We start from the raw sequence: 21,159 nt of genomic DNA, 5'->3' as shown, positions 1-21,159 counted from the left end.
TGGGGGGAGAATATGTATAAAGGTATTGCAGCTTCACCGGGTATAGCTATTGGGAAAGCTTTTATTTATAAAAACATTGAAGTAAAAGTTGAACAGAGATGGGTTAATGAGGATGAAGTGGAGGCAGAACTTCTAAAATTAAATAAATCCATAAATTTATCCAAAGAACAACTGCAACGGATAAAAGAAAATGCTCTGGAAAAATTAGGAGAAGACAAGGCCAGAATCTTCGAGGCCCATTTAATGGTTTTAGAGGACCCGGTTCTATTTTCAGAGATTGAAGAGAAAATAAAAAACGAAAAATTATGCGCTGAATTTGCAGTTAAAACGGTAATTGAAGGATATATAGATATTTTTTCTTCTATGGAAGATGAATACATGAGAGAGAGGGCAGCGGATATTAGAGACGTAGGGGAAAGGATAATTAAGAATATTTTAGGCATCCCAATAAAAAGCTTATCGGAGTTAAATGATACGGTGATTGTTCTGGCTAAGGACTTAACCCCTTCCGATACCGCTCAGCTGGATAAAAATAAAGTGTTAGCCTTTGCTACCGACATGGGTGGCAGAACCTCTCATACCGCCATTATGGCAAGATCGCTGGAAATTCCTGCTGTAGTTGGGTTGCAGGAAGTCAGTGAAAAAGTAAAGGACGGAGAACTGGTTATTGTAGATGGTATAAACGGAATCTTAATAGTTAATCCCGATAGCGACACATTAAAAAACTACATGGACAAAAAAGATGAGTATTTAAAAATGAAAGAGGAAATGAAGGCAATTCTCTTTTTAAGTGCCGAAACTGTAGATAAAAAAAGAAGGGTAGAGTTATCAGCAAATATAGGTACTCCCAAAGATGTTAAAGGTGCTTTGGAAAATGGAGCGGAGGGTATTGGCCTGTATAGAACCGAGTTTTTGTATATGGATAGGGAGGACATGCCCTCGGAAGAGGAACAATATAAAGCTTATAAAGAAGTAGCTGAGGCAATGCAGGGTAAGCCGGTAATAATAAGGACCCTCGACATAGGGGGAGATAAAAAACTACCCTATCTTGAAATGCCCGAAGAATTAAATCCTTTTTTAGGGTTCAGAGCTATCAGGCTGTGTTTGGATAGAAAAGATTTATTTAAAGTGCAATTAAGGGCGATTTTGCGAGCAAGCGCCCATGGCAAGATCAGGATTATGTATCCAATGATTTCCGGTATAGACGAGATAAGAAAAGCTAACCGGGTATTAAAAGAAGCGATGGAAGAACTGAAAAAGGAAAAAGTAGCCTTCGATGAAAATATAGAAGTAGGCATAATGGTAGAAATTCCTTCTGCTGCAGTGTGTGCGGATATTCTTGCAAAGGAAGTGGACTTTTTCAGTATTGGGACCAATGACCTTATTCAGTATACATTGGCAGTAGACCGAATGAACGAAAAAATTGCCTATCTTTATGAACCCTTTAATCCTGCTATAATAAGGCTTATAAAGAATGTCATTGATGCCTCGCACAGGGAAGGAAAGTGGACGGGAATGTGCGGGGAAATGGCAGGAGAACCCCTGGCAGTACCGCTTCTTTTGGGTTTGGGGCTTGACGAATTTTCTATGAGCGCTACTTCAATACCTTTTGCCAAAAAGATAATAAGATCCTTTAAATACGATGAAGCAAAAGAACTGGCGGAAAAAGTACTTTTAATGGATAATCCTGAGGAAATCAGGTTACTAATAAAAGAAACTTGTAATAAAAAGGGAATTAACTTATAATAGTTTTTAGAATAAAATAAATAGGAATACAGCTTCAGGTGCAGATTGCTTAAAAGGGAATCAGGTGAAAATCCTGAGCGGTCCCGCCACTGTAACCGGTGATGTACTGCAGTTTGCCACTGGGGAGTTATGCCCCGGGAAGGCGCAGGAAAGATGAACCGGGAGCCAGGAGACCTGCCTGAAGTTTTGTACTGAACCTTCGGAAGAAAGGGGGAGTACATTTATGAGTGGAGAAAAACCCAACTTTTCCTTCCCGAAAGGTTGGGTTTTTTTTAGTTACAGAAAAAAGTAATTTTTCAAGGTTGAATCAATAATAAATTGAATAATATGTCAATAAGATAGGAGGAAGAACGTGAAAAACAAAATAATTACCAAAAATCTCTTAACAATTTTGTTGGTTGCAGCAATTATTGTAGTTGCTTTGTCCGGTTGTAGCAAAAACAGCAATAATAATTCACAAAATTTAAATTCTAATAATGGGCCTTTTCCCGTAACGTTAAAAGACAGCCTTGGCAGGGAGGTTAAGATCGAAAAGGAACCCTTAAGGATAATTTCTTTATCGCCCAGCAATACGGAAATATTATTTGCCTTGGGTTTAGGCGATAAGGTTGTAGGTGTTACAAACTATTGTGATTATCCCGAAGAAGCGAAAAGTAAAGAGAAAATAGGAGATTTTTCAAATCCTAATATTGAAAAAATAATATCACTAAATCCGGATCTTGTACTTGCCACAACCATGCATGAAAAGCCTGTGAAAAGATTAGAAGAATTGAAAATACCGGTAATAGTGCTGGAACCGAAAAATCTCGAAGACATGCTTGATAGCTTGATTCTCGTAGGGAAAGCCACCGGAAGAGAAAAGAATGCTATTGAACTTGTAGATTCTCTGAAAAAGAGAATAGATGCCGTAAAAGAAAAAGTTTCATCTTTACCTGAAGATAAAAAACCTACAGTATTTTACGAATTATGGCCTTCACCCATTACCACTGTCGGGCCGGGGACTTTTGTGGATGACCTTATAACCAAAGCAGGTGGGAAAAATATTGCAAGCGATTCGGATAAGCCTTATCCTGTTTATGGACAGGAAGTAATAATAGCCAAGAACCCTGATATTATAATATTTTCTCATCACGGTACTAACGGTACAAATGAACAGACAAAAGAAGATATTGTTAAAAGACCCGGTTGGAGCAATATCAATGCAGTTAAAAATGACAAGGTATTTTACGTGGATGAAAATATTATACAAAGACCAACACCGAGATTAGTGGATGGGTTGGAACAATTTGCAAAAATAATACATCCAGAGATTTTTAAATAAGTACCGGAGGGGAAGATGTTCCGTAAAATATCGAAAAAGTATATATATTTTCTACTATTATTATTAATTTTCCTGGGAAGCGTAATTTCCATAAGCATGGGTGCCTTTTATATACCGGAAAAAAAGATACCCCTTATCCTGTTATCTTTATTTACTAAAAGAGAATATAACTTTACTTTTGCGGAAAAAGTTATAATACTTAATTTCAGGCTTCCCAGGATAATACTTTCTTTTCTTGTGGGGGCTGAACTTTCCTGTGCAGGAGTAATTTATCAGGGAATGTTCAGGAACCCTTTAACCGATCCTTACGTGATTGGGGCGTCATCGGGAGCGTCCTTAGGGGCTTCGTTGGCTATTTTGTATTTTCAAGGTATGAATTTTCTGGGAATGAACGCGACCCCTTTTTTTTCTTTTCTTGGTGCTCTTTTTGCAGTATTTCTCGTATGGTCTATAGCACGAATTGGTGGAAAAACCCTTTCATTTTCGATTTTGCTTTCGGGAATTGCTGTTAGCAGTTTTCTTTCCGCTATCGTGTCGTTTCTTATGTATGCTTCAGGAGAAAAATTAAAAAACATTTATTTCTGGCATCTGGGCAGCTTTTCTTATCAGGGATGGAAGGAAGTGATTATTAACCTTCCTTATGGAATAACAGGATTTTTAGCGGGTTTTTTTATTTTAAGAGGACTGAACGTCTTGCAGTTGGGTGAAGAAACCGCTTTTTTCACCGGAGTGGATGTGGAATTATTAAAAAAACTATGTTTGATTTCAGCTTCTCTACTTACCGCTTCCGCAGTTGCTTTTTGTGGTATAATTGGGTTTGTGGGTCTCATTATACCCCATATTTCAAGATTGATAATAGGCCCGGACCATAGAAATCTATACGTTTTTTCTGCTTTATTTGGCGGACTTTACCTCATGGTGATGGATACTCTTTCAAGGGTGATTATAGCTCCATCTGAAATGCCTGTAGGTATAATTACAGCTTTGGTGGGTGGGCCTTTCTTTCTGTATCTATTGATAAAAAATAAAAAAATAGATTTTTCATAAGCTTCGGGAGGATTAAAAGATGATAATTTTTATCACCGGAGGGGCAAGAAGCGGGAAAAGCTCTTTTGCGGAAAAATTGGCAAGAGATACTGACGGCAGGGTAATATATATTGCTACCGCTGAAGCAAAAGATGAAGAAATGGAGAAAAGAATAGAGAATCATAAAAAAAGAAGACCCTATAACTGGATAACCATTGAAGAACCCCTTTACGTTTCTAAGGTGTTGGAAAAAATAACAAAAGAAAATTATATTAACGACTTAAAATTCGTATTATTAGACTGTATAGCTCTTTATACTTCAAACTGGATTTTAAAAGATTTTTCTGAAGATATATTTTTACAGGAAAGAATCCGGGGAGAATTTTTACAAGAATTAGAAGAAATGCTTAAAAACGCGAGAAAGTTAAATGCAAAGTTTATAATAGTCTCAAATGAAGTGGGTTTAGGGATTGTTCCCGAATACCCATTAGCAAGATTTTACAGAGACTTGCTGGGTGAAGCCAATCAAAGAATTGCTGAAGCTTCAGAAGAAGTCTATTTTATGGTTTCGGGTATTCCTTTAAAGATTAAATAGAGGTGGTATCTTTGCCTGTTTATACCGCTCTTTTGTTTTTAACCCGATTTCCTCAATTTTTAAAAACGCCAATCACCGAAAAAGATTTACAGCGCTCGGTGTGTTTTTTTCCTTTAATCGGTGCATTTATTGGGGGCATTTTATATGCAATTTTTTTTGCATTAAAAGGATTACTGGAAGAATCTTTCCTTTGTGCATTAATTTTAACTGCAGAAACCGTTATTACGGGTGGTATCCACTTGGATGGGCTTGCGGATACTTCTGACGGTATTTTCAGTGGAAAAGAAAGGGAAAAAAAGCTGGAAATAATGAAAGATAGCCGGGTCGGTGCTTTTGGAGTAATTGCAATAGTTCTTGATTTTCTTTTAAAATTTTCAGGGATTTTATCTATATTAAAAGAAAATCCCCTATTATTAATAATTGTACCGGTTGCCGGAAGATGGCTTATTAGTTTTGGTATCGTTTTCTTTCCGTATTTAAGGGAAAAAGGCCTGGGCAAAGCTTTTAATTGCGGAAAAGGTAGGATAAGATTTTTTATATCTTCATTCATATGCGTTATTATTTGCGGCATAATTTTGAAATTAAAAGTATTTTACTTCTTAACGGCATTAATTTTTTCGGGTCTTATTTTTAGTTTTTACATAATGAAGGAATTAAAAGGAATGACCGGGGATACTTATGGAGCTTTGAACGAGTTTGGAGAAATATTTTCTTTATTGATTTTAATGCTGTTATATAAATAAAATTGTGGAATGGGTGAAATAATATGCCGAGAATTTTTCTTATAAGACATGGAGAGACCTTATGGAACAAAGAAACCCGCTATCAGGGGCAGCTGGATATTCCTCTTAGTAAAGAAGGGGAGCAACAGGCCTGGAGATTAGCTAATGTGTTTCGGGAGGAAAATATTGAAGCAATTTACTCCAGTGATCTTATGAGAGCTTTAAATACAGCAAAAATAATAAATAATTTTCACAATAAAAAAGTAGTGATAACCCCTCTTTTAAGGGAGTTGTGTTTTGGAAAATGGGAAGGTAAAACCTATGAAGAGCTTATGAAGGAAGAAAAAGACGAATATACTGAATGGCTTAATAATCCGTTTTGTTTACAACCACTTGGAGGAGAAAGCCTTTCAGAGTTAATAAATAGGGTGGATTATATACTTTCGGAAATGGCAAGATCCCACAAGGGAAATAAAAATATCCTCGTGGTGACCCACGGAGGTCCAATTAAAGCTGTGATATCCGCTATACTGGGGATAAATACCGAAGCCTTTTTTAAAATAAAAATAGGAAATGCTTCTATTACGGAGATTGTGGTGGAAGATGATGGAGATATTAAAAAGAATGCTTTTATTGTGAAAATAAATGATACATGTCATTTAAAATAGGGAGTACGGTGAATGTACCGTACTCCCTTTAATTATACCGCTTTCACTTCCTTTACCTGTGGAATTTCTTCCTTCAAAATTTGTTCGATTCCATTTTTTAAAGTCATTGTTGAAAAAGGACAACCAAAACAGCTACCCGTTAATCTTACCTTTACTATTCCTTCTTTTTCATCCACATCCACAAGTTCTACATCTCCGCCGTCAGCTTGCAGAGATGGACGAATTTTATTTAATACTTCTTGAACTTTTTCTTTCAAATTAATCCCATCCCTTCTTTAAAAGTTTTCCAGTTAATTATATCAAACAAGTTTATTATTATAAAGATTAATGTCAACTTTATTTTTAGTATTGACTCAAAATAATTTAATATGATATAGTACCGCAAAAGTATATGCATAAATATACAAGAAAAGGAGGAAATAGTTTGACTACCAGATACCTGAGAAAAGAAATATACGAGATAGAACCCTTTTTTGAAGAAAGACCTGATTTTATGATTAAACTAAATGCCAACGAATCTTATTTTGATGTGCCGGATGATTTAAAGGATGAAATCTTTAAAGAAGTAAAAAATAAACCCTTTAATTTATACAATGATCCGAATTCTGATGAGTTAAGAAAGTTATTATCTGAATACTGCGGCTTAGAAAAAGAGCAAATATTTATAGGAAATGGGGCTGATGAAATAATAGCCGATATCAATTTTGCCTTTGCCGGACCGGAAAGTAAAGTTTATATTTTTTCACCTACCTTTCCCAGCTATGAGGTTTTTGCAAAAATTTCGGGGGCAGAGGTTATTAATATTCCATTAGTAAAAATAAAAGACAAAGAATTTTATAGATTCGATATTGATTTAAATGAATATTATGATAGATTAAAAAAAGATTCGATGGGAACCAAAAACAAAGTAATGTTTATTTGTTCTCCGAACAACCCTACGGGTGATTATTTTAATGAAGAGGCAGTAAAAGAAATAATTGAAAGCTTTGATGGGATAATATGCATTGATGAGGCGTATTTTGAATTTGGCGGTAAAACTTACCGGGATATGATCTTTGAACATGAAAATTTGATTATCATAAGAACGATGTCAAAAATTTTTTCCATAGCCGGCTTAAGAATAGGCTATGCGCTGGGAAACAAAGAAATAATTAGAGAACTTTTTAGGGTCAAACTTCCGTTCAATGTAAACCTTTTTTCTCAGACTGCTGCTTCACTGATATTAAAAAACAGGGAAAGATTTTTAAATAATATTGGTGAAATAATAAAAGAAAGGGACAGAATGATAGAGGAATTGATGAACATAAAAAATATCAGGATATTTACTACTTCTACAAATTTTATTTTGTTAGAATCAAATATTGAAGCGAAAAAAGTTTTTGAGGAACTTGTAAAAAGAGGAATATTGGTGAGGATTTATAACAGCGAAGCATTAAAATTTTCTTTAAGGGTTTCGGTGGGGAAAAGAGAAGAAAATAATAAATTTATTGAAGCTCTCAAGGAGATATTAGAAGAAGCCAATGCATAAAGATAATTTTTTTTGGAAAATATAAGAAAAAAGTCTTTTTGGAGGTATTTATATGGGAAGAAAAAAACCGGTTAACCCAAAATCTAAGGATGAACTGGAAAGTTTGAAGGAGGAAGTTGCAAAAGAGCTTCATTTGGATGATGATATAAAAAAGAGAGGATATGAAAATATGACTACAAGAGAGGTGGGGAAAATTGGAGGACATATGGTTAAAAAGATGATAAATCTTGCCGAAGAAGAAATGGATAGAAAGGACGGAAAAATAGATTTAAAGAAGGAAGAAAAGGAGTAAATTATAAGAGCAACAAAATGCAATAACAAGAAAGAAGGAAAAAACATGCGTATATATAAAAAAAGTAACAAATTTCCCGGCAAATTAAGCAAATTTGGCTTTGACACTCTATAAATTATCGGGTATACTAAGAATTGTCTCGCGGGCGGATAGCTCAGCTGGGAGAGCACATGCCTTACAAGCATGGGGTCACAGGTTCGAGCCCTGTTTCGCCCACCATGCGCGGCCCAGTAGTTCAGTAGGTTTAGAACGCCAGCCTGTCACGCTGGAGGTCGAGGGTTCGAGCCCCTTCTGGGTCGCCATATTTTTTGAGCCTTGGTAGCTCAGTCGGTAGAGCAGAGGACTGAAAATCCTCGTGTCGGTGGTTCGATTCCGCCCCAAGGCACCATCAAAATGCGGAAGTGGCTCAGCGGTAGAGCATCGCCTTGCCAAGGCGAGGGTCGCGGGTTCAAATCCCGTCTTCCGCTCCATTTTTTTATTTACGGCGGCATAGCCAAGTGGTAAGGCAGAGGTCTGCAAAACCTTTATTCCCCAGTTCGAATCTGGGTGCCGCCTCCATAATCTAATCTGCCGGGGTGGCGGAACAGGCAGACGCACAGGACTTAAAATCCTGCGGGTAGAAATACCCATACCGGTTCGATTCCGGTCCCCGGCACCACTTGTAAAATTAATAAAGAAATAATAATGAAAATAAATAATCGACGATAAAAAAAAGATGAGCAGTCATCTTTTTTATTTTTTTGGTTCTAAATCAAAAGTTACAAATTATTACAGGCACTTTATCAGATGTTTAGCATTGCAGGCATCTGAGTAAAGTGCTTTTTTATTTTTAAAATATTTTTTTACTATAACAATTTATATTCAAATACCCATTTTAGACCTAAAAATTATTATTATAGTAATTTAGTTTCTATTGTATCGTGTAAACATTTGGCTTTTATTGAATATTATGATATCGAAGGAGGGATACGTATGATAATATATATTGTGCAACCTGGAGATTCGCTAAATTTAATAGCATCTCGGTTTGGAGTATCAGTAAAAGAAATTTTAAGACATAATTGGATACGCGATGACCTGACAATTTATCCCGGTCAATTTCTCTTTATTCCGCGAAATGGCCATGATAATTATGACGAGCATCATCCATTTACAATGATGAATCCTGTTATAAGGCATGAAGCTTATTATGAAGTTCAACCGGGTGATACCTTGAGCCGCATTGCAGCATTATTCGATACTACTGTAGAGGCAATTGTGCAGGCTAATAACCTCAGGGGACCTGAGGAAACCATATATCCGGGTCAAGTCCTGAGAATACCAGTAAAATGAATTTAAATAATAAATCATAAGAAACTAAGGGTTGGTAAATATCAACCCTTAGTTTCTTTTGGCATGATTATCCTAAAAACTTGACTTATTTATCAATTATATGATAAAATAAAAAACGCAAACAAATATAAGAAATTGTGGGCGCTTAGCTCAGTGGGAGAGCACTTCCTTGACGCGGAAGGGGTCGTAAGTTCAATCCTTACAGCGCCCACCATTTTTTTTATTTTTAATTTGTTAATTTCAGGAAGCCCTCCCTTTCTTTTGTCGTATATGCTTTGTTCCCATGAAATATAATAGTAAAAAGGGAAGGGAGTGGTTAACGTGAAATGTTTCTCCATAGGAACATTTCATGATATATATTTTTTTGAAAAAGAAATTAGAAACCTTATTGATGAATTGAAAAAAAATAACATAAATATTTTCCTAATTAAAGAAGAGAAGGAACCACTTAGTTTTTATAAATTATATTACGAGTTATACGGTGATGAAGGTAAAATATTATTAAAAAATAAGTTATCCGAAACAATTAGTAAAATAATAATAAATTTTTGGGAACCCAGGGTAATTTGCGAGATACTGGATAAAATACATTTTTATTTAAAACCGGAAGACAGGGCAAGAACTTATGACATAGCCTTAAAAATATTGTCCGAAAGTAAAGAACCGGCTCTGGTAATTCCGGATTATCATGAAAGAAAAGAAAAAATTAAACAAAAGGTTAAAGAATTTATTGAAGAAAATGAAATTTTTATTATAGAAGGGTTTATTAACTTCAGGTTAAAAAGTTATATAGATATAATTGAAGAAGCTGTTGATAAAGCTGTCGATGAGCTTTTAATAGAAAAGGAATACAAAGATTTCATGGCACTGTTAAAATTTTTTGTAAAAAATTTGGAACCCAAAAAAGAAGTGGTTAATTTATTTTTTAAGGGAAAGGAAGTTTTACTTCTTGATGGGGAATTAAAAGATATTAAAGATAATGAGATAGAAGATTTATTAAAGAAAAATGGATCATTGAGTAAGGACGATATTTTGATAAGCTTGCTTATAAATCTGGCTCCCAAAAAGATAGTGATTCACGGAGAGATACTGGATTCGAAAAGGGATGTTTACGATGCAGTTTTAAATATTTTTGAAGAAAGGGTTACTATTTGCGAAGATTGCATTCTCTGCAGTAAGGTTAAACCAAAAAAATAGGGTATGGTGATTGCATTGAAATTTTATTTCTTTTTAATTGCTATGCCGGTTATCGGGGGGTTTATAGGCTGGATTACCAATTTACTTGCCATAAAGTTAATTTTTTGGCCTGTTGAACCAATAAATTTTTTTGGGATTAAATTTCAAGGAATTATTCCTAAAAGACGATTTGAAATAGCTAAAAATATAGGGATTGCTTTGGAGAGTGAAATTTTATCCTTTGAAGAATTTGCTGCCCTGTTAACAAGTAGCTCCTTAAAATATGAAATTTTAGATAAGATAAAAAATATACTTAATGACCGAATTATAGACAAACTACCTTTATTTATACCAAAAAAAATGGTTTCGAATTTTTTTAATGAAGCTATTGATTATTATGGTCTGCCCGTAATAGAAGATTTAAAAAGAGACATAATGAACAAAGCGAGAGAAGAAATAAAAATAGGCAAGCTTGTAGAAGAAAAAATAAATTCTTTTGATATCATAAAGTTAGAAGAATTGATAATTAAACTTTCAAAGAGGGAGTTAAGGCAGATAGAAATTTTAGGAGGATTAATAGGCTTTTTTATAGGCCTTCTTCAAGCGCTGGTTTCGGTATTTTTAAAGATGTAAATTTTTCTTGACATTTTTTTGCTTTTTATTATCATATAATTAAAAACTTAAAAATTAGGCAATGAGGAGACGAGTAAGCTTGTGATTTCTCCCAGAGAGGGGCGAAAAAGGTGGGAAAGCCCTGAGAATAGCAAGCTGAAGACCACCTCCGAGCCATTGGGGTATGCCCTTTATAGCGAAAAAGTAATTAAGTAGGGTGGAACCACGGGAGATAACCTCTCGTCCCTTGATTCGGGGGATGAGAGGTTTTTTTAGTATAAATTCAAAGGAGAGGGTCTGAGATGGAATTAATTAAGGTAAAGGTTGATGGGATTGAAAGAGAAATAGAAAAGGGAATTACTGTTTTTGATTTAATTAAAATGTATTTTCCCGACAAAAAAAAGACAGCTTTAGTGGCAGAAGTAAACGGTGTCGTGGTTGATCTAAGGACTAAATTGAATCAGGATGGGGAAATAAAAATTTTAACCTTTGAAGACGAAGAAGGAAAAAGGGCTTACAGGCATTCTACTTCTCATGTACTTGCGCAGGCGGTTAAAAGATTGTTTCCGGAAACCAAACTTGCCATTGGACCGGCCATTGATGAGGGGTTTTACTACGATTTTGACAGGGATGAAAGTTTTTCTACGGAAGACTTTGAAAAAATAGAGAAAGAAATGAAAAAAATCATTGAAGAGAACCTTCCTATTGAGAGAATTGAAGTTACCAAGGAAGATGCCATCGAGCTTCTTAAAAAAATGGATGAGCCTTATAAAATTGAATTGCTGGAAAATTTGCCTGAAGACGCGACAATTAGTTTTTACAGACAGGGAGAGTTCATTGACCTTTGTGCAGGACCCCACGTCCCTTCTACGGGCTATATTAAGGCATTTAAACTTACAAGCTTAGCCGGTGCCTACTGGAAGGGTGATGAAAAAAACAAAATGTTGCAGAGAATTTACGGGACCTCCTTCCCTGATAAAAAACAGCTGGAAGAGTATATTTTCAGAATAGAAGAAGCTAAGAAAAGGGATCATAGAAAATTGGGGAAAGAACTCGGTATATTTAGCTTGCACGAAGAAGGTCCGGGTTTTCCTTTCTTTCACCCAAAAGGAATGGTATTGTGGAACCTGTTGATAGATTTTTGGAGAAGGGAGCATAAAAAGCGTGGGTATCAGGAAATAAAAACACCGATAATTCTAAATGAAGAATTATGGAAGAGATCTGGGCACTGGGATCATTATAAGAAGAATATGTATTTTACTACAATTGATGAACAGGGTTTTGCTATAAAACCCATGAACTGTCCGGGAGGAATGCTTCTTTATAAAACGGATGTCCACAGTTATAAGGAACTTCCTTTAAAACTTGCTGAACTTGGAATTGTTCACCGGCATGAATTGTCCGGAGTTCTTCATGGCCTTTTAAGAGTAAGATGTTTTACTCAAGATGATGCTCATATTTTCATGATGCCATCGCAGATTGAAGATGAGATTTTGGGAGTAATTGACTTGGTGGATTATTTTTATAAGGTATTCGGCTTTGAATATCATGTGGAACTGTCTACAAGGCCAGAAAATTCAATGGGTTCTGATGAACTATGGGAGAAGGCTACGAATGCACTGAAAGGCGCTTTAGAAAAGAAGGGATTAAATTACAAAATAAATGAAGGAGATGGTGCTTTTTACGGGCCTAAAATAGATTTTCACTTAAAAGATAGCATTGGAAGAACATGGCAATGCGGCACAATACAGCTTGATTTTATGATGCCGGAGCGCTTTGACCTAACTTATATAGGTCCTGATGGTGAAAAACACAGGCCCGTAATGATTCACCGGGTAGTTTTTGGCAGCATAGAGAGATTTATAGGTATTTTAATCGAACATTATGCAGGAGCATTTCCTGTATGGCTTTCTCCTGTGCAGGTAAGGGTTTTACCTATTAGCGAAAAATATCTTGAATACGCAAGAAAGGTAAAGGAAATTTTAGAAGAACAGGATATTCGCGTGGAATTGGATGAAAGGAATGAAAAAATTGGTTACAAGATTCGTGAAGCCCAGCTTCAAAAGATTCCTTACATGATAATAGTTGGTGAAAAAGAAGAAATGAGCAACACAATTTCGGTAAGGAGCAGGGAAAAAGGAGATCTTGGAAATTACACAATAGAAAACTTTATTAACGAAGTAAAAGAAAAAGTAAAAAATAAACAATAATCATTGACATTAAAATTGGCAAATGATATATTAGTTTACGTGAGTAATTATAGGCTTTTAAGTAGAAGGATTCCACCTTCTCACCTTACGGCAATTGCCGATAAGGTTTACGCCTAAGGGTAATGCTTTTATAAGCTTATTTCTATCTTTAGGCTTCATGGGACAGGTGGATTTATCCTGTCCCTTAAATTTTTAGAAAAAATTTTTTGGAGGTGAACGATATTACAAAAGAAAAAGAATTAGAAGTAAACCATGAAATAAAAGCAAAAGAAGTAAGGGTAATAGATGTAGATGGAAAACAATTGGGGATAATGCCTATTAAAGAAGCCCTTCGCCTCGCTCAAGAAAGACAGTTAGATTTAGTAAAAGTAGCTGCAAATGCAAAACCGCCTGTATGCAAGATAATGGATTACGGTAAATACAAATATGAAATGAGCAAAAAGGAAAAGGAAGCGAGGAAAAATCAAAAGGTAATTAATATAAAAGAGATACGTATGAGTCCCAGTATAGAAACCCACGACTTTATGGTAAGGGTAAAAAGTGCCCTCAGGTTTTTAGAAGATGGTAATAAAGTAAAGGTTACGATAAAGTTTAGAGGAAGGGAAATAGCACATTCGCAAATCGGGGAAGAGGTATTAAAGAGATTTGCCGAAAGCGTAAAAGAAAAAGGTGAGGTAGAAAAGCCTCCTACTATTGAAGGTAGGAATATGATTATGATGCTTGCACCAAAGCAAAATACATTGGGTAAGGAGTGAAAACCGATGCCAAAAATTAAGACTCATAGGGGTGCTGCAAAGAGGTTTAGCTTGACAAAAACGGGGAAAATTAAAAGGGCAAAAGCTTACAAAAGCCATCTGCTTACTCATAAGTCCAAAAAAAGGAAGAGAAATCTCAGAAAGCCTGCTTTTGTTAGCAGCGCCGATTATAAACGCGTAAAGAAATTAATACCCTATAAATAAAATATAATTCATTGAGGTGATTAAAATGCCAAGGGTTAAAAAAGGTGTAACGGCAAGAAGGAGACATAAAAAGATACTAAAACTGGCTAAGGGATATTTTGGAGCTAAAAGCAAGAGATTTAGAATTGCGAACCAGGCTGTAATGAAGTCCCTCATGTACTCTTATATAGGTAGGAAACTGAAAAAAAGGGACTTCAGAAAGCTGTGGATTACCAGGATTAATGCGGCTGCCAGGACAAATGGATTATCCTACAGCAAATTCATAAATGGATTAAAAAAGGCTGGAATTCAAATAAATAGAAAGATGCTGGCCGAAATGGCCGTAAATGATCATAAAGGATTTACTCAGCTTGTAGAAATAGCAAAAGCAAATCTTAAATAAAAGCGGCTTTTAGAGTCGCTTTTTCTCCTTTTTGGGAGGCGATTGAAAATTTTAGTACTTTCACAAAAAATAAGATTAAAACCTGCCCAGATTTTAGTACTGGGATTTGCAGCAGTTATACTAATAGGCACTATTTTGCTTTCTCTGCCTTTTGCGGCAAAGAGCGGGAAAAGCGTGGGTATTTTAAACGCCTTTTTTACGGCAACTTCTGCCGTATGTGTGACGGGTCTTGTAGTAGTTGATACTTATACCACTTATAGTCTTTTTGGGCAGTTAGTCATTCTCATTCTAATTCAGACCGGTGGGCTCGGCTTCATGACAATGGCTACTTTAATATTTTTTATTCTGGGTAAAAGGATTACATTAAGGGAAAGACTTGTTATACAGGAAGCCCTTAATCAAATGCATATTTCAGGGGTTGTCAAACTGGCAAAATACGTTATAACAACAGCGGTATTTTTTGAATTATGCGGTGCGGCTTTATTATCCATCAGGTTTATAAAAATATACGGTCTATTAAAAGGAATTTACTATGGAATTTTCCATGCGGTTTCGGCATTTAATAATGCTGGCTTTGATTTAATAGGAGATTTCAGGAGTTTTACACCTTTCGTGCTGGATCCCTTAATTAATATTGTAGTTATGAGCCTGATAGTAATAGGAGGCTTGGGATTTAGCGTAATCCATGAGGTATTTTCTGTAAGGGATTTTTACAAGATGAGCCTTCACTCAAAAATAGTAATTACGATGACTGCTATCCTTTTGTTAACGGGTTTTTTTATATTTTTCCTTCTGGAGTATTCTAATCCGAAAACCTTAGGACAGCTGCCTTTAGGAGGGAAAATTTTAGCCGCAGCTTTTCAATCAGTAACACCGAGAACCGCAGGTTTTAACACTATAAGTTTATCGGACATGACTTTACCGGCTAAGCTTTTCACGATTTTTTTAATGTTTATCGGAGCATCACCCGGTTCCACGGGTGGCGGTGTAAAAACTTCAACCTTTTTTATTGTGATTCTTCTAATTTATACCGTTGTTGTAAACAAAGAAGAGGTAGAAATATATAATAGGAGAATCTCCATAGAAAATGTTTACAGGGCAATAGTTATTGTCGTAATTTCCTTTTTATTGATTTTTAGTATTACATTTTTGCTGACAATTACTGAAAAAGGAGAAGATTTGCTCACAATAGTGTATGAAGCTACTTCGGCGTTTGGAACGGTAGGACTTTCTCTCGGTTTAACTCCTAAACTTTCAAATGCTGGCAAATTATTGATAATAATCCTTATGTTTTCTGGAAGGGTTGGACCGCTTACCATAGCTATGGCTCTGGCAAGTTCAAAAAAACCTGCATTGTATAAATTTCCTGAAGACAGGATACTGGTAGGATAATACAATGTAATCCCGTAGGGAGGATTTTTATGAAACAATTTGTAGTAATAGGGCTGGGACGTTTTGGATCCAGCGTAGCAAAAACTTTATACAAATTAGGGTACGATGTTTTAGGAATTGATAGCAGCGAAGAAATTGTTCAATCAATGGCCGATTCTATTACCCATGCAGTTCAAGCTGATGCTACTGATGAAAATACGATGAAAGCACTGGGGATAAGGAATTTTGATGTGGGTATTGTAAGCATAGGCAACGATATTCAATCAAGCATACTCGTGACATTGATACTCAAAGAATTGGGCCTAAAATATGTGGTAGCCAAAGCAAATAATGAACTTCACGGTAAAGTACTATATAAAATAGGCGCCGACCGAGTGGTGTTTCCCGAAAGGGATATGGGAATTCGGGTGGCCCACAATTTAGTCTCTTCCAATATTTTGGACTACATTGAGCTTTCCCCTGATTTTTCTATTGTAGAAATTGAGGCATTACCCGAATGGTACAACAAAACCTTGAGGAACCTTGATATGAGGGTAAGATATGGACTGAATGTAATGGCAATAAAAAGAAGTGATGATATAATTGTAGCTCCTGGAGCCGATGATACAATCCTGGAAAAGGATATTCTGGTGGTTGTGGGTAAAAATAAGGATATAGAAAAAATAGAAAAATCAATATAAAAGATTCCGGGAGAAATCTATGTACGAGAATTTAAGTAAAGGTTTAAAAAATAAAATAATTTCTGCTTCTAATATGAAAAGTTACAGAGAAAGGCACGGTATATTTGTAGCAGAGGGTGTTAAATGCGTAAAGGAAGCAGTTCATTCCGATTATAGAATAGAGTTTATTGCGGTTTCGGAAAGTTTTGTTCGAACAAAAAATGATTTTTTAAAGGAAATGAATAAAAAAGGGATAAAAGTATATCAATTGTCGGATGAAGATTTTAAAAATATTTCTTCTACCGAGTCTCCTCAGGGAGTAATTGCGCTAATAAGGAAAAAAGATATTGAACCTTTAAATTTAATAAAGGAAGATGTTTTAAATCCTTCTCCTATGTTTATTGCCTTAGAGGATGTCAGGGATCCCGGCAATGTGGGAACCATAGTGAGAACAGCTGATGCGGCAGAAGTAAAAGCTGTAATTTTAAGCAATGGATGTGCAGATGTATATAATCCTAAAACGGTGCGTTCTACGATGGGCTCGATATTCCACATGGAAATTTCCGAAGTGGAGGATTTTACAAAAACCCTCTGGGAGTTTAAAAAAAAGGGCATTAAATTATTTACTGCAGATATTAAAGCTAAAAGGAATTACTTTGATTTAGACTTAACGGTTCCCTTTGTGCTGGTTTTGGGCAATGAATCGAGGGGTGTTTCTGAAAAGGTCGTAGAAATTTCCGATGAGCTTATAAAAATTCCCATCTGTACACGCACAGATTCATTAAATGTGGCTGTAGCGGCAAGCATAATAATTTTTGAAGCGGTGAGACAAAGAAAAATCTCATCTCCTTGTAAATAAACGTTTTCTGTGCTATAATAGTTGCAAATGACAGGAAAGGGCGTGGAATATGCTCGCCGCTGAATTTTTTTGGAAGTTATTTGAGATAACGGGTTCAATTAAAGCTTATCTAATATATAAAGAATTAGCCTTGGGACAGTATGGGAAGCTGAAATAAAGTTTCCCCGGGATGACGAAATACGGAGGCGTAAGTTGCTTTCGTCCCTTACGGGGCGAAAGCTTTTTTACTAAAAGGAGGTTTTTAGGGTGAAGGAAGAATTAATTGCATTAAAAACTGAATTGGATGAGCTTTTAGGAAGTATTGATGATCTTGTAGAGATTAATAACATAAGGGTTAAATTTTTAGGGAAAAAAGGTAAATTGACCGCTCTGATGAAAAAAATGGGTGAACTACCTCCGGGAGAAAGACCGGTAATAGGACAACTGGTCAATAAGATTAAAGAGGAAATGGAATTTGCTATAGAAGAAAAAATTAAAACAATCAAGGAAAATATAAAAAAGGAAAAGATTGAAAAGGAAAAAATTGATGTAACCGTACCTACAAGGGTAATTTTAGGTCATCGACACCCCCTTTCAATCGTTTTGAATGAAGTAATTAACTTTTTCTACGGTCTTGGCTATGAGGTAGTGGAAGGACCCGAAGTAGAATGGGATTACTACAACTTTGAAGCATTAAATATTCCAAAGGATCACCCTGCAAGGGATCTGCAGGACACTTTTTACATAACTGAAGATATTCTTTTAAGAACCCATACATCTCCTGTACAAATAAGGACGATGGAAAAATCAAAACCCCCTATTAAGGTAATAGTACCGGGAAGAGTATACCGTTCCGATGCGGTGGATGCTACCCATTCGCCGGTTTTTCACCAGGTGGAAGGTTTGGTGGTAGGAGAATGTGTAACCATGGCTGACTTAAAAGGTACATTAACAGCCTTTGCTAAAGCGATTTTCGGTGAAGAAAGAAAAACCAGATTCAGGCCGAGTTTTTTCCCTTTTACGGAGCCCAGTGCAGAAATGGACATATCCTGTATTTCTTGTAATGGTAAAGGATGCCGTTTGTGTTCTTATACAGGCTGGATTGAAATCCTGGGTTGCGGAATGGTGCATCCTAATGTTATAAAAAATGGAGGATACGACCCGGAAAAAGTTTTGGGATTTGCTTTTGGGATGGGATTAGAGCGTATTGCTTTATTAAAGTACAATATAGATGATATGAGATTGTTGTTTGAAAATGATTTAAGGTTTTTATCACAATTCTAAGGAGGTAATATAATGCTCTTTTCAATAAATTGGGCAAAAGATTTTATAAATATATCGGATGAGGCTGAGGTTATAGCAAAAAACCTTACAATGGTTGGATTTAACGCAGCATCGGTGGAACACTTAGGAAGAGAAATCAAAGGTATTGTCATAGGTCAAGTTTTAGAAATAAAAAAACATCCTAATGCGGAAAATTTGCGGGTAGTTAGTGTAGATATAAAGGAAAAGATTTTGACAATTATAACTGCTGCTCAGAATGTAAAAGAAAAAGATAAGGTGGTTGTAGCAGTAGAAGGAGCGGTGCTTGCCAATGGAAAGGAAATAGTAAAAAAAGATTTTAATGGAGTAATTTCGGAGGGAATGCTTTGCTCGGCTGAAGAAGTAGGTTTAGACGATCACGGTCTTCCTCAGGAAATGCGTGAAGGTTTACTTATTCTTCCTCCAGATGCTCCGGTAGGAGATGATTTTAAAGCTTATTTTCCCCTTGAAGATAGCGTAATAGAATTTGAATTAACACCCAACAGGGCAGATTGTTTTAGTATATTGGGATTAACCAGAGAAATAGCTGCTTTTTACGATTATAAGTTGCAATATCCTTCCATTAAATTAAAAGAAGAAGGAAGGGAAGAGATAAATAACAAAATTCAGGTTTCTATAAAAGACAAGGATTTGTGTTTTAGGTACATAGCGAGAGTTATAGAGGATATTAAAATAGGTCCATCGCCTTTATGGATGCAAAGAAGGCTTCAAGCTTGCGGTGTCAGACCGATCAATAACATTGTGGATGTTACCAATTATGTAATGCTTGAGCTGGGCCAGCCCCTTCATGCCTTTGATTACGATAAAATTAAGGGTAAGGAAATAATTGTAAGAAGGGCCTGTAAAGGAGAAACAATTACCACTCTTGATGGAAAACAAAGAGAATTAAATGAAGAAATGCTGGTAATAGCAGATAAGGAAAGACCAGTTGCTATTGCTGGAATAATGGGAGGGGAAGATTCGGAGATTAAAGAAAATACAAAAACGGTTTTGCTGGAATCGGCTGTATTTTATGGCCCCAATATAAGGCGGACAGGGCGCGCTTTAGGACTGAGGACAGAAGCTTCCATGAGATTTGAAAAAGGACTTGATCCGGAAATCGCGATGCTTGCTTCTGAAAGAGCATGTCAGTTGATTGAAGAATTAGGTATTGGAAAGATTTCAAAAGGGTATATTGATGTTTACCCGGTTATTCAGGAAAAAGTACGTCTTAAATTGGACCATAAAAAGATAAACCGGTTGCTGGGAACAAATATTTCCTTGGATAAAATGGCCGAAATACTAAAAAAACTGAATTTTGAAGTCGGGGAAGAAAATGGAGAGCTATATGTTATACCTCCTTCTTACAGGAGGGATATTACCTGTATTGCAGATTTAGCTGAGGAAATAGCAAGAATTTATGGATACGATAATATTCCTTCAAGTTTACCTTCTGAAATTTCTACAGTCGGAAAAACGAAAAAGGTCCACAGGATAAAGTCAAGAGTAGAAGAATTACTTATCAATAATGGTTTTTCAGAAGTATACAATTATTCTATAATTAACCCCAGAAAGTTAGACATGATAATGGTCCCGGAAGGACATCCGCATAGAAAGATGATTTCAATTATTAATCCTTTATCGGAGGAAATGAGTGTTTTAAGGACGACTTTATTACCGGGTATTATTGATGTAGTAAAATTTAACATTAACCAAAAAGCTGAAGAGGTAAGGATCTTTGAGATTGGCAAAACATACCATACAGAATCCTTACCTTTGAAAGAACTACCCGAGGAAAAGACGAGGCTTACCCTTGGCATGTTTGGTAGCAATATAGATTTTTACGAAATAAAGAGAGTTATAGAAACCCTTTTGGCCGCTTTGAGGATAAAACAAGTAAAGTTTAAGAGGGCTGAATATTATGCTTTGCATCCTGGGAGATGTGCTGAAATTTATTTAAATGATAATTTACTGGGCGTAGTAGGGGAAATACATCCGGATGTAGCTGAAAACTATGAGCTGGAGGGTAAAAGGATTTATGTGGCAGAATTGGATTTTGATCTTTTAGTAGAAAAATCCGATGAGGTAATCAGGTATACACCACTTCCTAAATTTCCCCCGGCAGACAGGGATTTAGCCTTTGTCCTGGAAGAAAATATAGAAGTGGCCGATGTGATTGAATTGATAAAAGAGACTGCAGGTCCTTTACTCGAGAATATTGAAATTTTCGACATATACAGAGGAGAAAAAATTCCGGAAGGGAAAAAGAGCGTAGCCTTTTCACTTTTGTTCCGTTCTTATGAAAGAACTTTAAGAGATGAAGAGATAAACGAAATTCAGGATAAAATAATAAAGGCTGTAGAAGAAAAATTCTCCGGAAAATTAAGAGAAAGCTGAGC

General features: G+C 35.8%; 22 protein-coding genes, 7 tRNA genes and 1 riboswitch. Of the genes, 28 read left to right on the top strand and 1 reads right to left on the bottom strand.

The annotated features are described in order from the left end of the window. The first annotated feature begins 12 nt into the window (after window positions 1-12). The 6 genes from ptsP (at window position 13) to cobC (ending at window position 6,078) form a co-directional block, all read left to right on the top strand. Window positions 13-1,746: a phosphoenolpyruvate--protein phosphotransferase gene (gene ptsP, locus ACPLOV_RS06615; protein ID WP_424910855.1), complete on the top strand. Its 1,734-nt coding sequence runs from the start codon at window positions 13-15 to the stop codon at window positions 1,744-1,746. A gap of 19 nt (window positions 1,747-1,765) precedes the next feature. Next, a riboswitch (cobalamin riboswitch) is annotated at window positions 1,766-1,942 on the top strand. Window positions 1,943-2,098: 156 nt separating this feature from the next. Continuing rightward, window positions 2,099-3,067: an ABC transporter substrate-binding protein gene (locus tag ACPLOV_RS06610; RefSeq protein WP_424908511.1), complete on the top strand. Its 969-nt coding sequence runs from the start codon at window positions 2,099-2,101 to the stop codon at window positions 3,065-3,067. 15 nt (window positions 3,068-3,082) lie between these two features. After that, window positions 3,083-4,114, top strand: a complete 1,032-nt coding sequence (locus ACPLOV_RS06605; RefSeq protein WP_424908510.1) for a FecCD family ABC transporter permease — start codon at window positions 3,083-3,085, stop codon at window positions 4,112-4,114. A 19-nt stretch (window positions 4,115-4,133) separates the two neighbouring features. Next, on the top strand, window positions 4,134-4,688 hold the full coding sequence (gene cobU, locus ACPLOV_RS06600; RefSeq protein WP_424908509.1) for a bifunctional adenosylcobinamide kinase/adenosylcobinamide-phosphate guanylyltransferase: 555 nt from the start codon (window positions 4,134-4,136) through the stop codon (window positions 4,686-4,688). Window positions 4,689-4,699: 11 nt separating this feature from the next. Then, complete coding sequence (cobS, locus tag ACPLOV_RS06595) at window positions 4,700-5,431, top strand: adenosylcobinamide-GDP ribazoletransferase (protein ID WP_424910854.1); 732 nt, start codon at window positions 4,700-4,702, stop codon at window positions 5,429-5,431. A gap of 23 nt (window positions 5,432-5,454) precedes the next feature. Continuing rightward, window positions 5,455-6,078 carry an alpha-ribazole phosphatase gene (cobC, locus tag ACPLOV_RS06590; protein ID WP_424908507.1) on the top strand — a complete coding sequence of 208 codons (624 nt, stop codon included), beginning with the start codon at window positions 5,455-5,457 and terminating at the stop codon, window positions 6,076-6,078. 32 nt (window positions 6,079-6,110) lie between these two features. Here the strand turns inward: cobC and ACPLOV_RS06585 are convergent, their stop codons facing one another. Further along, the gene (locus tag ACPLOV_RS06585) at window positions 6,111-6,335 is read right to left on the bottom strand and encodes a NifU family protein (RefSeq protein ID WP_068748803.1); all 225 of its coding nucleotides are present in this window, start codon (window positions 6,333-6,335) and stop codon (window positions 6,111-6,113) included. Between the two features lie 167 nt (window positions 6,336-6,502). Here ACPLOV_RS06585 and hisC point away from each other — a divergent pair, with 167 nt between their 5' ends. From hisC to pheT, 22 genes are all read left to right on the top strand, one after another. Then, window positions 6,503-7,606: a histidinol-phosphate transaminase gene (gene hisC, locus ACPLOV_RS06580; RefSeq protein WP_424908506.1), complete on the top strand. Its 1,104-nt coding sequence runs from the start codon at window positions 6,503-6,505 to the stop codon at window positions 7,604-7,606. A gap of 52 nt (window positions 7,607-7,658) precedes the next feature. Continuing rightward, window positions 7,659-7,898 (top strand): alpha/beta-type small acid-soluble spore protein, encoded by a 240-nt coding sequence (locus ACPLOV_RS06575; RefSeq protein ID WP_068748801.1) that lies wholly within the window; start codon window positions 7,659-7,661, stop codon window positions 7,896-7,898. 143 nt (window positions 7,899-8,041) lie between these two features. Then, window positions 8,042-8,117, top strand: a tRNA-Val gene (locus tag ACPLOV_RS06570). A 5-nt stretch (window positions 8,118-8,122) separates the two neighbouring features. Continuing rightward, a tRNA-Asp gene (locus ACPLOV_RS06565) sits at window positions 8,123-8,200 on the top strand. 10 nt (window positions 8,201-8,210) lie between these two features. Beyond that, a tRNA-Phe gene (locus ACPLOV_RS06560) sits at window positions 8,211-8,286 on the top strand. A gap of 7 nt (window positions 8,287-8,293) precedes the next feature. Beyond that, window positions 8,294-8,368, top strand: a tRNA-Gly gene (locus ACPLOV_RS06555). Window positions 8,369-8,381: 13 nt separating this feature from the next. Then, window positions 8,382-8,456, top strand: a tRNA-Cys gene (locus ACPLOV_RS06550). Between the two features lie 11 nt (window positions 8,457-8,467). Further along, a tRNA-Leu gene (locus ACPLOV_RS06545) sits at window positions 8,468-8,556 on the top strand. 314 nt (window positions 8,557-8,870) lie between these two features. After that, window positions 8,871-9,230 (top strand): LysM peptidoglycan-binding domain-containing protein, encoded by a 360-nt coding sequence (locus ACPLOV_RS06540; protein ID WP_424910853.1) that lies wholly within the window; start codon window positions 8,871-8,873, stop codon window positions 9,228-9,230. Between the two features lie 139 nt (window positions 9,231-9,369). After that, window positions 9,370-9,444: transfer RNA gene (locus ACPLOV_RS06535), tRNA-Val, on the top strand. 98 nt (window positions 9,445-9,542) lie between these two features. After that, window positions 9,543-10,427 (top strand): sporulation protein YtxC, encoded by an 885-nt coding sequence (gene ytxC, locus ACPLOV_RS06530; RefSeq protein ID WP_424908803.1) that lies wholly within the window; start codon window positions 9,543-9,545, stop codon window positions 10,425-10,427. A 15-nt stretch (window positions 10,428-10,442) separates the two neighbouring features. After that, window positions 10,443-11,039 (top strand): DUF445 domain-containing protein, encoded by a 597-nt coding sequence (locus tag ACPLOV_RS06525; RefSeq protein ID WP_424908804.1) that lies wholly within the window; start codon window positions 10,443-10,445, stop codon window positions 11,037-11,039. A gap of 281 nt (window positions 11,040-11,320) precedes the next feature. Further along, window positions 11,321-13,228: a threonine--tRNA ligase gene (gene thrS, locus ACPLOV_RS06520; RefSeq protein ID WP_424910852.1), complete on the top strand. Its 1,908-nt coding sequence runs from the start codon at window positions 11,321-11,323 to the stop codon at window positions 13,226-13,228. A 212-nt stretch (window positions 13,229-13,440) separates the two neighbouring features. Further along, on the top strand, window positions 13,441-13,983 hold the full coding sequence (gene infC, locus ACPLOV_RS06515; RefSeq protein ID WP_083947430.1) for a translation initiation factor IF-3: 543 nt from the start codon (window positions 13,441-13,443) through the stop codon (window positions 13,981-13,983). 6 nt (window positions 13,984-13,989) lie between these two features. Continuing rightward, window positions 13,990-14,187 (top strand): 50S ribosomal protein L35, encoded by a 198-nt coding sequence (gene rpmI / locus ACPLOV_RS06510; RefSeq protein ID WP_424908806.1) that lies wholly within the window; start codon window positions 13,990-13,992, stop codon window positions 14,185-14,187. 25 nt (window positions 14,188-14,212) lie between these two features. Then, window positions 14,213-14,569, top strand: coding sequence for a 50S ribosomal protein L20 (gene rplT, locus ACPLOV_RS06505; protein ID WP_424908807.1), 357 nt, complete (start codon window positions 14,213-14,215; stop codon window positions 14,567-14,569). 42 nt (window positions 14,570-14,611) lie between these two features. Continuing rightward, a complete protein-coding gene (locus tag ACPLOV_RS06500) occupies window positions 14,612-15,961 on the top strand; it encodes a TrkH family potassium uptake protein (protein ID WP_424910851.1) in 1,350 nt (449 codons plus the stop codon). 29 nt (window positions 15,962-15,990) lie between these two features. Next, window positions 15,991-16,641, top strand: a complete 651-nt coding sequence (locus ACPLOV_RS06495) for a potassium channel family protein (protein ID WP_424908809.1) — start codon at window positions 15,991-15,993, stop codon at window positions 16,639-16,641. Window positions 16,642-16,660: 19 nt separating this feature from the next. Continuing rightward, window positions 16,661-17,479 carry a 23S rRNA (guanosine(2251)-2'-O)-methyltransferase RlmB gene (gene rlmB, locus ACPLOV_RS06490; protein WP_424908810.1) on the top strand — a complete coding sequence of 273 codons (819 nt, stop codon included), beginning with the start codon at window positions 16,661-16,663 and terminating at the stop codon, window positions 17,477-17,479. A 49-nt stretch (window positions 17,480-17,528) separates the two neighbouring features. Continuing rightward, complete coding sequence (locus ACPLOV_RS06485) at window positions 17,529-17,636, top strand: YqzL family protein (RefSeq protein WP_424908811.1); 108 nt, start codon at window positions 17,529-17,531, stop codon at window positions 17,634-17,636. 89 nt (window positions 17,637-17,725) lie between these two features. Next, window positions 17,726-18,742, top strand: coding sequence for a phenylalanine--tRNA ligase subunit alpha (pheS, locus tag ACPLOV_RS06480; protein WP_424910850.1), 1,017 nt, complete (start codon window positions 17,726-17,728; stop codon window positions 18,740-18,742). A 12-nt stretch (window positions 18,743-18,754) separates the two neighbouring features. Beyond that, window positions 18,755-21,157 (top strand): phenylalanine--tRNA ligase subunit beta, encoded by a 2,403-nt coding sequence (gene pheT / locus ACPLOV_RS06475; RefSeq protein WP_424910849.1) that lies wholly within the window; start codon window positions 18,755-18,757, stop codon window positions 21,155-21,157. Window positions 21,158-21,159: the final 2 nt, after the last annotated feature.

The organism is Thermovenabulum sp. (assembly GCF_049723235.1).
Classification (GTDB): Bacteria; Bacillota; Thermosediminibacteria; order Thermosediminibacterales; family Thermosediminibacteraceae; genus Thermovenabulum.
The sequence above is the reverse complement of the archived record's forward strand: the minus strand, read 5'-3'. Positions and strand labels throughout refer to the sequence as shown.

Coding starts and splice junctions, on each gene's coding strand:
- ptsP (WP_424910855.1), top strand. CDS start 13: ATGTATAAAGGTATTGCAGCTTCACCGGGTATAGCTATTGGGAAAGCT.
- ACPLOV_RS06605 (WP_424908510.1), top strand. CDS start 3,083: ATGTTCCGTAAAATATCGAAAAAGTATATATATTTTCTACTATTATTA.
- cobU (WP_424908509.1), top strand. CDS start 4,134: ATGATAATTTTTATCACCGGAGGGGCAAGAAGCGGGAAAAGCTCTTTT.
- cobC (WP_424908507.1), top strand. CDS start 5,455: ATGCCGAGAATTTTTCTTATAAGACATGGAGAGACCTTATGGAACAAA.
- ACPLOV_RS06575 (WP_068748801.1), top strand. CDS start 7,659: ATGGGAAGAAAAAAACCGGTTAACCCAAAATCTAAGGATGAACTGGAA.
- ACPLOV_RS06540 (WP_424910853.1), top strand. CDS start 8,871: ATGATAATATATATTGTGCAACCTGGAGATTCGCTAAATTTAATAGCA.
- thrS (WP_424910852.1), top strand. CDS start 11,321: ATGGAATTAATTAAGGTAAAGGTTGATGGGATTGAAAGAGAAATAGAA.
- rpmI (WP_424908806.1), top strand. CDS start 13,990: ATGCCAAAAATTAAGACTCATAGGGGTGCTGCAAAGAGGTTTAGCTTG.
- rplT (WP_424908807.1), top strand. CDS start 14,213: ATGCCAAGGGTTAAAAAAGGTGTAACGGCAAGAAGGAGACATAAAAAG.
- ACPLOV_RS06495 (WP_424908809.1), top strand. CDS start 15,991: ATGAAACAATTTGTAGTAATAGGGCTGGGACGTTTTGGATCCAGCGTA.
- rlmB (WP_424908810.1), top strand. CDS start 16,661: ATGTACGAGAATTTAAGTAAAGGTTTAAAAAATAAAATAATTTCTGCT.
- ACPLOV_RS06485 (WP_424908811.1), top strand. CDS start 17,529: ATGCTCGCCGCTGAATTTTTTTGGAAGTTATTTGAGATAACGGGTTCA.
- pheT (WP_424910849.1), top strand. CDS start 18,755: ATGCTCTTTTCAATAAATTGGGCAAAAGATTTTATAAATATATCGGAT.